The 12,591-nt window shown below is 71.7% G+C and carries 11 protein-coding genes; 3 read left to right on the top strand and 8 right to left on the bottom strand.

Annotated features, from left to right (window positions below; all coding sequences use genetic code 11):
- Position 1: 1 nt before the first annotated feature.
- Positions 2-1,279: an ATP-binding protein gene (locus FB157_RS06155; protein ID WP_145876689.1), complete on the bottom strand. Its 1,278-nt coding sequence runs from the start codon at positions 1,277-1,279 to the stop codon at positions 2-4.
- A gap of 154 nt (positions 1,280-1,433) precedes the next feature.
- Complete coding sequence (locus FB157_RS06150) at positions 1,434-2,111, bottom strand: response regulator transcription factor (RefSeq protein WP_020940464.1); 678 nt, start codon at positions 2,109-2,111, stop codon at positions 1,434-1,436.
- A 491-nt stretch (positions 2,112-2,602) separates the two neighbouring features.
- Here FB157_RS06150 and FB157_RS06145 point away from each other — a divergent pair, with 491 nt between their 5' ends.
- Positions 2,603-4,108 carry an oligopeptide:H+ symporter gene (locus FB157_RS06145; protein WP_145876687.1) on the top strand — a complete coding sequence of 502 codons (1,506 nt, stop codon included), beginning with the start codon at positions 2,603-2,605 and terminating at the stop codon, positions 4,106-4,108.
- Between the two features lie 70 nt (positions 4,109-4,178).
- On the opposite strand, the gene FB157_RS06140 is transcribed toward FB157_RS06145, so the two are convergent.
- The 6 genes from FB157_RS06140 to FB157_RS06115 all read right to left on the bottom strand — a co-directional run bounded on the left by FB157_RS06140 (position 4,179) and on the right by FB157_RS06115 (position 9,515).
- The gene (locus FB157_RS06140) at positions 4,179-5,447 is read right to left on the bottom strand and encodes a hypothetical protein (protein WP_145876685.1); all 1,269 of its coding nucleotides are present in this window, start codon (positions 5,445-5,447) and stop codon (positions 4,179-4,181) included.
- 2 nt (positions 5,448-5,449) lie between these two features.
- A complete protein-coding gene (locus FB157_RS06135) occupies positions 5,450-6,541 on the bottom strand; it encodes a hypothetical protein (RefSeq protein WP_145876683.1) in 1,092 nt (363 codons plus the stop codon).
- Positions 6,542-6,579: 38 nt separating this feature from the next.
- Positions 6,580-7,425 carry a hypothetical protein gene (locus FB157_RS06130; protein WP_145876681.1) on the bottom strand — a complete coding sequence of 282 codons (846 nt, stop codon included), beginning with the start codon at positions 7,423-7,425 and terminating at the stop codon, positions 6,580-6,582.
- A gap of 48 nt (positions 7,426-7,473) precedes the next feature.
- Positions 7,474-8,160: an LPXTG cell wall anchor domain-containing protein gene (locus FB157_RS06125; RefSeq protein ID WP_145876679.1), complete on the bottom strand. Its 687-nt coding sequence runs from the start codon at positions 8,158-8,160 to the stop codon at positions 7,474-7,476.
- Positions 8,161-8,339: 179 nt separating this feature from the next.
- The gene (locus FB157_RS06120; protein WP_145876676.1) at positions 8,340-8,912 is read right to left on the bottom strand and encodes an ATP-binding protein; all 573 of its coding nucleotides are present in this window, start codon (positions 8,910-8,912) and stop codon (positions 8,340-8,342) included.
- A gap of 225 nt (positions 8,913-9,137) precedes the next feature.
- Positions 9,138-9,515 (bottom strand): STAS domain-containing protein, encoded by a 378-nt coding sequence (locus FB157_RS06115; protein ID WP_145876675.1) that lies wholly within the window; start codon positions 9,513-9,515, stop codon positions 9,138-9,140.
- 251 nt (positions 9,516-9,766) lie between these two features.
- Between FB157_RS06115 and FB157_RS06110 the strand changes: the two genes are divergently transcribed.
- Both FB157_RS06110 and FB157_RS06105 read left to right on the top strand, forming a co-directional pair.
- Entirely contained in the window at positions 9,767-10,672 is a 906-nt protein-coding gene (locus FB157_RS06110) for an RNA polymerase sigma factor SigF (protein ID WP_145876673.1), read from the top strand.
- A gap of 332 nt (positions 10,673-11,004) precedes the next feature.
- On the top strand, positions 11,005-12,561 hold the full coding sequence (locus FB157_RS06105; RefSeq protein WP_145876671.1) for an RICIN domain-containing protein: 1,557 nt from the start codon (positions 11,005-11,007) through the stop codon (positions 12,559-12,561).
- Positions 12,562-12,591: the final 30 nt, after the last annotated feature.

Here is a 12,591-nt window from a genome sequence, read left to right as displayed (position 1 = left end):
GCTAGCGGACCGTCGGCTGGTCCCCGTCCGGCGCCGGCTTGCGGGTCGGGTGCGTGCGGGACAGGAACAGACCGAAGACCGGTGGCTGGGACTGGAGCAGTTCCAGGCGTCCGCCGTCGGCCTCCGCGAGGTCACGGGCGACGGCCAGCCCGATCCCCGTCGAGTTGCGCCCGCTGATCGTGCGCTCGAAGATCCGGGCGCCCAGGTCGCCGGGGACGCCCGGCCCCTCGTCGGTGACCTCGACCACGGCCTGGTTGCCGGTGACCCGGGTTCGCAGGGCGACCGTGCCGCCACCGTGCATCAGCGAGTTCTCGATCAGCGCGGCCAGCACCTGCGCGACCGCGCCGGGCGTGCCGACGGCCCGCAGATGCCGCTTCCCGGAGCTGACGATGGCCCGGCCCGCGCTGCGGTAGGCGGGCCGCCACTCGGCGAGCTGCTGCTGGATGACCTCGTCCAGGTCGAAGGAGACGGCGGAGCCGGTGCGCGGGTCGCGCGAGTTGGTCAGCAGCCGCTCCACCACGTCCGTCAGCCGCTCCACCTGCCCCAGCGCGATCGTCGCCTCCTCCTTCACCGTGTCCGGGTCGTCGGTGAGAGTGATCTCCTCGAGCCGCATGGACAGCGCGGTCAGGGGTGTGCGCAGCTGGTGGGAGGCGTCGGCGGCGAGGCGCCGCTCCGCGGTCAGCATCCGGCCGATGCGCTCGGCCGAGGAGTCGAGCACGTCGGCGACCCGGTCCAGCTCGGGGACGCCGTAGCGCTTGTGCCGCGGGCGCGGATCGCCCGAGCCGAGGCGTTCGGCGGTCTCGGCGAGGTCGGTCAGCGGGGAGGCGAGCCGGTTGGCCTGGCGTACGGCGAGCAGGACGGCGGCGACCACCGCCAGCAGCGCCACCAGACCGATGATCAGCAGGGTCCGGCCGACCTCGCGGGTCACCGCGGAGCGGGGCTCCTCGACGGTGACGGTCTCGCCCTCCTCGCCCGACTGCGTGGAGCGGATGACGTCGCCCTCGGGCTTGGTGCCGATCTCGATCGCCTGCCGGCCCGGGACCCGGATCTCGGCGTACTGCTCCTTGCTGACCGGGTTGCGCAGGACGTCGGCGTTGACGTTCTCCGCGGCGAGGATGCGGCTGTCCACGATGCTGGCCAGCCGCACCGCCTCGGACTCCACCCGCTCCTGGGCGCTGTTGCTGATCGTCCGCGTCTCGACGATGACGAGAGACACGCCGAAGACCGCGATCACCACCAGCACGACGGCAAGGGTGGACTGGATGAGACGGCGACGCACGGGGCCCTCCGGGGGTTGGCTCTACGACACCAGTGTGGCAACCCCCTGAGGGGCGCGGGGAACTGCGCGGCCGGCCCACGACGGCCGGCAGCCGCGCACCCCGCAGGAGAACCCCGACACGACCGCGAAGTCGGCCAAGCCCCAGCGGCAGCGGTCAGCTTTTCTCGAAGCGGAAGCCGACTCCACGCACCGTCGCGATGTACCGGGGGTTCGCCGCGTCGTCCCCGAGCTTCTTGCGCAGCCAGGAGATGTGCATGTCGAGTGTCTTGGTGGACGACCACCACGTGGTGTCCCAGACCTCGCGCATCAGCTGGTCGCGCGTCACGACCCGGCCGGCGTCCCGCACCAGCACCCGCAGCAGGTCGAACTCCTTCGCCGTCAGCTGGAGTTCCTCGTCGCCCATCCACGCGCGGTGCGACTCGACGTCGATCCGCACACCGTGGGTGGCCGGCGGCTGCTGCGGCTCGGCGGCGCCGCGGCGCAGCAGGGCCCGCACCCGGGCGAGCAGTTCGGCGAGCCGGAAGGGCTTGGTCACGTAGTCGTCGGCGCCCGCGTCCAGACCGACGACGGTGTCCACCTCGTCGGCCCGCGCGGTCAGGATGAGGATCGGTACGGTGTGGCCGTCGGCGCGCAGCCGGCGGGCGACCTCCAGGCCGTCCATGCCGGGCAGGCCGAGGTCCAGCACGACGAGATCGACGCCGCCCTGCATTCCGGCGTCGAGCGCGGTGGGTCCGTCCTCGCGCACCTCGACCTCGTAACCTTCCCGGCGCAGGGCGCGGGCCAGCGGCTCCGAGATGGACGCGTCGTCCTCGGCGAGCAGTACACGGGTCATGAGGTGATGGTAGACCGCCCGTGCGCAGTGCTGGGGTGTGATCGGTTGCAGGACTTCTTACCTTGCCGGACCCGTGGTACGAACCATTGCCCGGGAGGTGCGATGGTAGATAACGCCTTCGAAACAGGTCGCGCGGTTCCCTCGACACCTGTGATCCGCGTCTCAAGTCCTTCCATATCCGGCACTGTCCTGCCGTATGGTGACCTGAACGCCTGTAGCACACCGGGGACCTTTGGCGGGATTGACGCTGAAGGTCTCTTTTGTGTGCGGGCTGACGAAGATCAGCCTTGAAAGGAATGACCTCTGGCCGGGCTCCGGACGCAGTGACGCGTCCAGGGCGTGGATCCCGGTGGTCGCCGTCCACCGCTCCGTGATCCGGACCGGACTCCCCCTGGGCGTGGGGGTGGACGACCGACCCTGCCGGTGCCGGCCACACCCCCACCGGGCGCGCAACGCTCCAGCTGCCGCGTCCCGACCAGCAAGGAACGACCATGGCGTCCAGCCTGACGAAGGACTCGGTCCGCCCGGGCACCCCCGGTTCCGAGAAGACCTTCTTCGGCCACCCCCGCGGACTGGCCACTCTCTTCATGACCGAGATGTGGGAGCGATTCTCCTACTACGGCATGAGGGCCCTGCTCCCGCTGTACCTGGTGGCCCCGGGTGGCCTGCACCTGAACGCGGGCACCGCGACCGCGATCTACTCGGTGTACGTGTCGCTCGTGTACCTGCTCGCCCTGCCCGGCGGCTGGTTCGCGGACCGCGTTCTCGGTCCCCGCAAGACGGTCGCCGTCTCCGGCCTGATCATCATGCTGGGCCACCTGTGCCTGGCCCTGCCGGTCTCGGCCAGCTTCTTCGTCGGCCTCGGCCTGGTCGCCATCGGCTCCGGTCTGCTGAAGGCCAACATCTCCACGATGGTGGGTCACCTGTACAAGGGCGCCGACGACCCGCGCCGTGACGGTGGCTTCACGCTCTTCTACATCGGCATCAACCTGGGTGCCTTCGCCGCGCCGCTGATCATCGGCACCGTCGGTGAGAACGTCAACTGGCACCTCGGCTTCGCGCTGGCCGCGCTCGGCATGGCGCTGGGTCTGGCCCAGTACCTGCTCGGCAGCCGTCACCTGAGCGAGAAGAGCAGCGTCGTCCCCACGCCGCTGTCCGCCGAGGAGAAGTCCGCCACCCTGCGCAAGGGCCTGATCTGGCTGGGCATCGCCGCGGTCTTCTACGCCGCCGTCGGCTTCTCCGGCCACTTCACCCTGAACTGGGCGCTCATCCCGCTGACCGTCATCGGTCTGATCGTTCCGATCTTCGTCATCACCCGCATCCTGCGGGACAAGGACCTGGACGGTGCCGAGCGTTCGAAGGTGTCGGCCTACGTCTGGTTCTTCGTGGCCGCCGCCGTCTTCTGGATGATCTACGACCAGGGTGGTTCGACCCTGTCGATCTTCGCCGACGGCAAGGCCGAGAACACCGTCTTCGGCTGGGAGTTCCCGGTCTCCTGGTACCAGTCGGTCAACCCGGTCATGATCATGGCCCTGGCGCCCGTCTTCGCCTGGCTGTGGCTGTGGCTGAACCGGCGCGGCAAGGAGCCGAGCACGATCGTGAAGTTCGCCTCCGGCCTGGTGCTGATCGGTGCGTCGTTCTTCCTCTTCCTCGCCCCGCTGTCGATCGCCGACGGCGGTCACAAGGCCGCCGCGATGTGGCTGGTCGCGATCTACTTCGTCCAGACGATCGGTGAGCTGACGCTGTCTCCGGTGGGTCTGTCCGTCACGACGAAGATGGCGCCGAAGAAGTACGCCTCGCAGATGATGGGCGTCTGGTTCCTCGCGGTCACCGCGGGCGACTCGATCACCGCGCTGCTCTCCAACCCGGCCATCGGCGGGGTGAACCTCGACCGGACGGGCTTCGTCACGCTGGAGGCCGTGCTCGCCGTGCTCGCCGGTGCCGCGGTGTGGATGTACCGCAAGAAGGTCAACAAGCTCATGGGCGACGTCCACTGACGTAGCCCAGGGCTCCGAGAGGGCCACCGCATCCCTGACGATGCGGTGGCCCTCTTGCGTTGTCCGGGAACTACCGCGTCCTGCGCCGCGGCATGAACGTGAACACCGCGGCGCCCAGCAGGATCGCCGTGCCCGCCACCAGACCGAGGGCCTTGAGGGCCCCGTGGTCGCCGGAGCCGGTCTCGGCGAGGCCGCCCGCACCGCTGCCGCTGGTGCCGCCGGCGGACGACGAGCCTCCGGAGGTCGACGTGCCGCCCGAGGCGCCGCCCGGCTGCTGGGCGGTGTCCAGGGTGAGGGAGACCAGCGACTTGTCCGGTGTACAGGTCGTCGTCGTACCCAGGGCCTTGATGGTGAGGACGCCCGGCGCCAGCGTCGAGGTGCCGCTCGCGCCCGGCTTGTAGGTGCCGGTGAGGTCCGGGATCTCGATCGGGTCGCCGGACTTGATGGGCTGTGCGTTCGTCGGCCCCTCCACATGCACGGTGCCCTTGTCCGCGCCGCCCAGCGCCACCTCCATCGACGGCTTCACGGAGTCCTTCGGGATGTCGGCGGGGCTGTTCATCACCGACTTCTTGAACTGCACCGTGAGGTCGTAGTCACCGCCGTTCTTCCTGGCGTTGATCTGCACCGGCGAGGTCGCCTTCTTGTCGCCGATCGGCGTCTTGCAGGAGTAGGGGACCTGGACCTCCTTGCCCGGGAAGTCGGTCCGGCCCGTGCCGCCGGTCGCGGTCGGGGTCGGGGTCGCGCTCTTCGTCGGCGTGGCCGACTGCGTCGGCGTGGACGTGCCGCCGTCGCCCGGCGTCACCTGGATCGTCGCCGCCTTCTGCACGGTCTCCTTCGGCGTGCACTTGGTGTCCGTGGACATCGCGTTGACCGTGTACGCGTCCGGAGTCAGCGTCACCTCGCCGGCCGTCGTCAGCTTCAGGGTGCCCTTCATGTCGGACAGCACCATGGCGCCGCCCTTGGGGATCGCCGGGTTCTGCCGCGGGCCCTGCATGGCGATGTCGGCGGCCTGCGCACCGGCCGCCTTGAGCACCCCGGACGGCTGCACCGAGTTGGCGGGCAGGTCGATGATGTCCGGGTTCTTGGAGGCGGCCTGGACGAACTTCCACACGATGTCGATCGTGTCGCCCACCTTGGCCGTGGCCGGCGCGGTGATCTCGACCTTCGTGGTGCCGTCGACCGGGTCGATGCCCGCGGGCGGCACGCAGTGGGTGGCGAACGACACCTCGGCCGCCTGCGCGGGCACGGCCGCCACGCCCAGCAGCACACCCGCCGAACAGAGCACCAGTGCGGCGCCGGCGGCGCCCGTCCTGCGGGCCGGTGTGACTCTCCTTCGCATGCTCACGTGGGTCCCTTCGTGGTGGGAGTCGTAGGACTCGTCGGGCTGTCGTCGTGCGGTGCGGAGAGCCGGCCGGCCGGGCTGCCCGGAGCGGAGTCCGGGTTGAACCACGGCAGGGTCGGAGTCGGGTCGGGCTCGGGCCCGGGGGTGCGGGAGCGGGGCAGCCGCAGCGCCTTGGCGGTCCCCCCGCCCGAGCGAAGCCGGGGGTGGGGGAGGGCGCGCCGCCGGTGGCGGACACCACCCGGCCGGCGCGGCCGCACCCGGTCCACGACGGCCATCCCGACGCGGAAGACCGCGGCCGGGACGACCAGGCAGAGCAGGATCCAGAACAGCGTCACTCCCCAGGGGCGGCTCACGCCCCACGGCTGCTCGGCCAGGACCCTGCCGTCGTACCGGAGGGAGACGGTGTAGTCGCCGTGCGCCCCGGCGGCCAGTTCGACCGGCAGCTTGATCTGCGCCTTCTTCCCGGGTGCGAGGGTGCCGCGCCACTGCTGCTCGTCCCACTGGGGCGCGAAGACGCCGTGCGCGGTGCCGACGCGGAAGACCGGGTTCTTGATCTCGGTGGAGCCGACGTTGCCCGCGGTGAAGACGAGGGTGCGGCTCGGGGGCGCGCCGAACCAGGTGAGCACGCCGCTGGAACCGGTCAGCCGGGTGTCGGAGAGGATCGACAGCCGGCCGCCGGCGGGCTCGGCGGGCAGCGGGGCGACGGGGTGTCCGGCGACCTGGAGAACGGCGTCCGCCTCGGCCTTCGCACCGGTCACCGTGGCGACGTGCACCACGCAGGGGCACGGCACGGGCGGCTCGGCGACCGGCAGCTTCCTGGTGAAGGACCCGCCGGCGTCGGTGGTCACGGCCCGGCCGTCGCCGTTGGCGCAGGAGTTGGTGCCGCCGATCACGCCCCGGGACGGGGTGGACCGGCCGCAGATCAGCATCATCAGCAGCGTGTGCGGCCGCCAGCCGCTCCCGCTGACGGTGACCGAACCGCCCGTGCCCGCCTGGGCCGTGGACAGCTTCACGTCGGGCCCGTCCGCCGCGGCCACGGGGGCGCAGAGCGGCAGCAGGAGCAGCGCGAGCACCACCGTCAGCACGGGCATCCGGGCCCCTTTCCGGCGCGCCCCTTCGGCTGTGCCGCTCACGTCACCGCTCCCGTCGGCTCGACTTCCGTGTCCGTGTGTTCGCCGTCCTCGGTGCTGCTCCTACGACGCCTGCTCCGCCGTACGGCCACCAGCGAGGCCGCCGCCACCGGCGCCCCGAGGGCCGCGGTCACCCCGCCCCAGGGCACGAACCGGGCGGAGGTGTGCGTGGTGTCGTGGGCGCCGCCCGCCGCCGTGACCGTCAGCCGCACGTCGACGGCGTCCAGCGAGGGCCGGCCGGGCCACGGCTCGCTGAGGGTGCGCCGGGACGCCGGGGCCAGGTGGACCTTCAGGCTGCGGGCGGGGCGGTCGAGGACCGGGCCGAAGAGGCCGTCGGCACGGACCGCGAGTTTCGGTACGAGGGTGGTCGTACCGCGGTTGACCAGCTCGTACGTGATCCGGTCGCCGTGCACCGCCACATGTTCGACGGTCAGCGCGGACAGGGCCGGGCCGCCCACGCGCAGCCGGAGCGGGACGGCCGCCGTACGGCCGTCCGCGCCCCGGGCGGTGATGGTGCCGGAGCGGTCGCCGGGTGCGGCGCCGGCCGGCACGGTCACCGTGAACGGCACCTCGGCGCGGGTGCGCGCGGGGACGCGCAGCCCGGTCCGGGCGAACGCGATCCGCACGCCGGTGCCGCGCAGCCGGACGGTGAGCGGCTTGTGGCCCCGGTTGGTCACGGACACCGTGTCCTGCAGGACCGTTCCCGGGGCGCCCTCGGCGTAGAAGGAGGGGCGTCCGGTGCCGGCGGGCGCGAGGGACCAGGCTGCCGCGGCTTCCGCGTGCGGTGCGGAGACCGGCAGCAGGAACAGGGCGAGGCCGAGGACACGGGCGGCGGCGGACGGCATGGGCGGCTCCAGCGGTCGGAGGCTGCGGTTCGGCGGCGTGCGGCTGGTTCAGCGGCGCGTGGCCGGGTTCCGCCGGGTCAGCCACAACGCGCCCGCCGCGCCCGCAAGAAGAACCGTTCCGCCGAGGGTGCCGAGGGCGACGGCGGAGTCCTCGGGGCCGGTCTGCGGAAGCTGCCCGCCGGAGCCCCCCGACGAGGAGGACGAGGAGGAGGACGACGATCCGCCGGCCGCCGTCACGTCCAGCGTCAGGGACGGCTTGGGGCTGTTGGTGGGGGTGCAGGTGGTCGTCGTACCGAGCGCCTTGATGGTGAGCGTGCCCGCCGTGAAGGTGACCTTGCCGCTCTTCTCCGGTGTGTAGGAGCCGCTCAAGTCGCTGATCTTGATGGGGGTGTTGGCGGGTATCGCGGCCGCGTTGGCCGGACCGGTGACGGCGAGGGTGCCGCTGTCTGCGCCGCCGACGACGATGGTGGCGCTCGGCTTCATCGCCCCCTTGCCCAGCTCGACCGGGCTGGAGGAGACGCCCTTCTGCCAGGACATGGTGATCTTGTAGCTGTTGCCGCTCTTGACGCCCTTGATGTCGATGGGCGAGAGGGCGCTCTTGTCGCCGATCGGCGTCTTGCAGTGGTAGTTGACGTCCACGACGTCGGCGTGGGCCGCCGGCGCGGCCAGCAGCACCGCCGAGCCGGCCAGGGCCGCGGCGGACACGAGCGCGGCGGTTCGTTTCGGGTACGACACGTTCGGTCCACCCCATTCATTCCTGACGGCATATCAGATTCGGCCGTCAAGGTACGCCGGGGGCCTTGAGGAGGGAAGACGCGGCGCACGCCGGAGTTGTGTCGATCCGGCGTGTGGGAAAGGGGGTTCGAGTGGAGACGGGGGCCACGGTGACTGCGTCCGGCCGGCCACCCGGACACTCAGGCAGGAGCGCTCAGTTCCGCCCAGACGGTTTTGCCCGAGCGGCCCGGCGTGCGGACGACGCCCCAGTCCAGGCACAGCCGCTGCACGATGAACATGCCGTGCCCGCCGGGGCGGCCGGCGCGGTGCGGGGTGCGGGGGGCCGGCTGACCGGCGCCGCGGTCGGCCACCTCCACCCGGATCGCCTTGTCGTCACGGGCGAGGAGCAGCTCCTCCGGACCCTCGGCGTGCAGGCAGGCGTTGGTGACCAGCTCGGACACGACGAGCAGGACGTCCTCGGCGGCGGCCCGCCGGTCGGCGGAGGCGGCCGGCAGCCAGCCCCACGCGTACAGCGCCTGGCGGGCGAAGTCACGGGCGAGCGGCACGACCCCGCTCTCACCGTCCAGGCGCAGCCTGCGGATCTGCCGCCCCGGGGTCTCCCGCGGGGTTTCCCGCACACCCTCGGACGGCACGGACGGCGCGGCTGCCCCCGTGGGCACGCCGTCCTCCGGCGCACCCCCCTCGGACGTCCCGGAAGCGCCGCTCGGCTCCGGGCCGCGGTCGCCCGGCGAGTAAGGCCGGGTGGTGCTCATCAGCGCTTCACCTCACCGATTCACCAGTACACGATTCAAAAGCACACGACTCAATAACTCATACGTCAAGCCGGGGCCGTTTCGCCGGTCACCCGGGCGGTCCGCCCCCCGACGGCCGACGCGCTCAGCATCCTCCTGCCCGGATGATCCGGGAGAACACCCCCGTTCTGGGCATGCCGCGCGCCACGCCGGGCCGCCCCGCAGGGGACGGCCGGGGCGCGGGGCTCAGTCGGCTTCGCCGGCCAGCGCCGCCTCCAGAGAGTCATGGACGGTGAAGACCGCCGTCGCTCCCGTGATCTCGAACACCCGGGTGACCACCGGGAGCATTCCGGCCAGGTGGACTCCACCACCGGCGGCCTCCGCCTTCAGTCGGGCTCCGAGCAATACGTTCAGGCCGGTGGAGTCACAGAACTCCAGCCGTGAGCAGTCCACCACGAGACGTGAGAACCCTTTGCCCAGGAAGTCGTCGAGCGGCTCGCGCAGCAGATCGGCGGTGTGGTGATCGAGCTCACCCGCCGGTGTCAGTACGGCGCTGGAGCCCACTTCGCGCACCTCCACCAGAAGCCGGCCCGACTGTGCGCTGCCGACCGTCCCGTGGTCCATGCCGTCTCTCTCTCCCGAGGTCGTGGCTGCTGTTGACGCACTCGAACACTACGCCTTCCTCACACTCTCTGACACCCGAACAACCTCACATAGTAGGACAGGTCACTACGGAACGTACTTGCGATCGACTCACCGAAGCGGGTAGGGCTAGTAGGGACACACATCCCTACACGCCGGCTTCGGAGGCGCCGCACACCGCAGTGCACGTATTGGCTTCGGCAGCCATATGCCGAGAACGACGGAGGACACCCATGTCACCCCGGCTCGACGAATCGCCTACCCGTATCGCGACGTCGACACCCCCACGGGAACAACTGGATCACCCCCTCGATCCCGTCGACACCCACGCCCCCCTCGCGGGGCTCCCGGAGATTCCGCCCTTCGACGAGGTCGACCCTGTCGACGCGCGGGCGCTGTCCAAGACCCTCTTCGAGCGGCTGGCGTCGCTGGAGGAAGGCACGCACGAGTACGCGTACGTGCGCAACACACTCGTCGAACTGAACCTCGCGCTCGTCAAGTTCGCGGCCTCCCGGTTCCGCTCCCGCAGCGAACCGATGGAGGACATCGTCCAGGTCGGCACCATCGGCCTGATCAAGGCGATCGACCGCTTCGAGCTCACTCGCGGTGTGGAGTTCCCCACCTTCGCGATGCCGACCATCATCGGCGAGATCAAGCGCTTCTTCCGCGACACCTCGTGGTCCGTACGCGTACCGCGCCGGCTGCAGGAGCTGCGCCTCGACCTGGCCAAGGCCGGGGACGAGCTGGCCCAGAAGCTGGACCGCGCCCCCACGGTCGGGGAACTCGCCGAACGGCTCGGCCTGTCCAACGACGAGGTCCTCGAGGGCATGGCGGCCTCGAACGCCTACACCGCCTCCTCCCCGGACGCCCAGCCCGAGGAGGACGACTCCGAGGGCGCGCTGGCGGACCGCATCGGGTACGAGGACCACGGACTCGAAGGCATCGAGTACGTCGAGTCGTTGAAGCCCCTGATCGCCGAACTCCCGCCCCGGGACCGGAAGATCCTCTCCCTGCGCTTCGTCGCGGGCCTGACCCAGTCGGAGATCGGCGAGGAACTGGGCATCTCCCAGATGCATGTCTCGCGGCTGCTGTCGCGGACGCTGGTGCGGCTGCGCAGGGGGCTGACCGTCGAGGAGTGACGGCGCGCGAGCGACCGGAGGAGTGGCGGGAGGGCAGGCCCTCCGTCGACTCACGCGGCACGGCCCGGCGGAACACGCCGGGCCGCTTCGCCGTTCAGAGGTGCTTCGCCGCGCGGGGGTGCCTCGTCGTACGGGCACACCGCCGCGCGGAACACCTCGCCGTACGCGGCACTCGGCCGTGCCGCTGCTCGAACTCGTCGGACGCGACGGGACGTTGCGTGAACCGTTATCCGGTTACCCTCGGTAACATCTTTTCCGAAGGGCGCCCCTCCACCACCATGGGCCACCCAAACCGACTGGTACGTCAGGACCATGGGGGACGGAGGGCACGCATGACTCAGGGCGACCGGACCGATTCGGGCGAGGGCATCGAGGACGTGCCGGACGCGCGGCTCACCGAACTGCTGCGCTCCGCCTCCGCGACGGCCTACCCGGCGCTGCAGGAACTGCGCCGCCGGCACCAGCCGTCGGTCCTGGCCTACGCCCGCCTGTGCACCACCAGCGAGTCCACCGCCCGCCGGCTGGCCGCGGAGGCCCTCACCACCGCGGCCCGCGACCTGGCACGCGGCACCGAGCCGACCGTCCCCCTTCGGCACCACCTGCTGCTCCTGGCCGCCCGGTCGACGGCCTTCTGGGCGCGCGACGAGCGCGCGGCGGGCCTGGACCCCGCCCTGCTGCTGGTGCTGAACGCCGGCGGTCTGCCCGACGGGCCGACCCCGTCCCTGCTCCCCGCGTTCCAGTTGCTCTCGTCGCGCCTGCAGGGCCTGCTCTGGTACGGCGTCCTCGAAGAGGAACCCCCGGAGCGAACCGCCGCGTTCCTCGGCCTCGGCCCCGCCGACGTCGTCTACGACACCCCGCAGGCTCTCAAGGCGCTGGCCCAGGCCTGCCTGAGACACCGTCTGGCCGCCTCCGACGACCCGCGCTGCGCCGACTTCCGCCGGCTGATCGAGGAGGCGGTACGGCCGGACGGGCCCCGCTACAGCGCCGACCTGGACGCCCACCGGGCGCACTGTCCCTACTGCGCGGCCGCGATCGAGGACCTGGCCGCCCTGCGGGACACCCCGAGGCAGGCGCTGGCGGAAGGCCTGCTGCCCTGGCGGGGAACGTCGTACATCCGGAACAGCGCCACGACGGCCCCTGCGCCCAAGCCGCTGACGACACGCCCGGATTGGCGGCCCCAACGCCGCTACCTGCTGGCCTCCGCGGCCCTGGGCGTGGCCCTCGCCCCGCTCCTGGTGTTCCTCCTGACCCGCTCCGACGACCCCCACGGCCGGCCGGTCGCGGCGACCCTCGCACCCCCACCGGTGACGGTCTCGGCATCCCCGTCCCCTTCCCCGTCCCCGTCACCGACGCCCTCGCGCACGAGCAAGTCCCCGTCCCCCACCAGGACTTCGCACCGGCCGACCACGCCGGCGGCTCCCCCGCCCAAGCCCACGCCCAAGCCGCAGCAGGCTCCGGCGACCCACGCGCCGAACGGCACCTACGCCCCGATCGTCAACAACGCGACGGGGTGGTGCCTGGACGTCCGGGCCGCGGACCTCCGGGACGGCTGGTTCGACAACGGCGACGACGTGGTCACCGCACCGTGCGACGGCACCGACACCCAACTGTGGCGCGTCGACGCCGGGCGCCAGGTCGTCCAGTCGTACGCCGACGACGACTTCTGCCTCGACAGCCGCGGCGCGACGGACCGCGGCGTCGGCGTCTGGACGTGTTCCTCGGTCGACGGCGGCAACGGGGAGAACCTCAGGTTCTCCGTGCACGACGACGGGCTGATCGTGCCGGACATCGACCGGGGCACGGCCGTGACCGCCACCGGCGGCTACGACGTGGGGCTGGAGCCTGACGACGGGAGCGCGTCGAAATGGCACGCGGGGCGGCCCCGGTGAGGGCCGGGGCCCCGCGAGAACAGGTCGGGT

It is taken from the genome of Streptomyces sp. BK340 (genome assembly GCF_007827595.1).
Classification (GTDB): Bacteria; Actinomycetota; Actinomycetes; order Streptomycetales; family Streptomycetaceae; genus Streptomyces.
Note: the sequence above shows the minus strand (reverse complement) of the source record. Positions and strands in the feature narration are given on the sequence as shown.

Coding starts and splice junctions, on each gene's coding strand:
- FB157_RS06150 (WP_020940464.1), bottom strand. CDS start 2,111: ATGACCCGTGTACTGCTCGCCGAGGACGACGCGTCCATCTCGGAGCCG.
- FB157_RS06120 (WP_145876676.1), bottom strand. CDS start 8,912: ATGAGCACCACCCGGCCTTACTCGCCGGGCGACCGCGGCCCGGAGCCG.
- FB157_RS06140 (WP_145876685.1), bottom strand. CDS start 5,447: ATGCGAAGGAGAGTCACACCGGCCCGCAGGACGGGCGCCGCCGGCGCC.
- FB157_RS06110 (WP_145876673.1), top strand. CDS start 9,767: ATGTCACCCCGGCTCGACGAATCGCCTACCCGTATCGCGACGTCGACA.
- FB157_RS06130 (WP_145876681.1), bottom strand. CDS start 7,425: ATGCCGTCCGCCGCCGCCCGTGTCCTCGGCCTCGCCCTGTTCCTGCTG.
- FB157_RS06145 (WP_145876687.1), top strand. CDS start 2,603: ATGGCGTCCAGCCTGACGAAGGACTCGGTCCGCCCGGGCACCCCCGGT.
- FB157_RS06115 (WP_145876675.1), bottom strand. CDS start 9,515: ATGGACCACGGGACGGTCGGCAGCGCACAGTCGGGCCGGCTTCTGGTG.
- FB157_RS06135 (WP_145876683.1), bottom strand. CDS start 6,541: ATGCCCGTGCTGACGGTGGTGCTCGCGCTGCTCCTGCTGCCGCTCTGC.
- FB157_RS06105 (WP_145876671.1), top strand. CDS start 11,005: ATGACTCAGGGCGACCGGACCGATTCGGGCGAGGGCATCGAGGACGTG.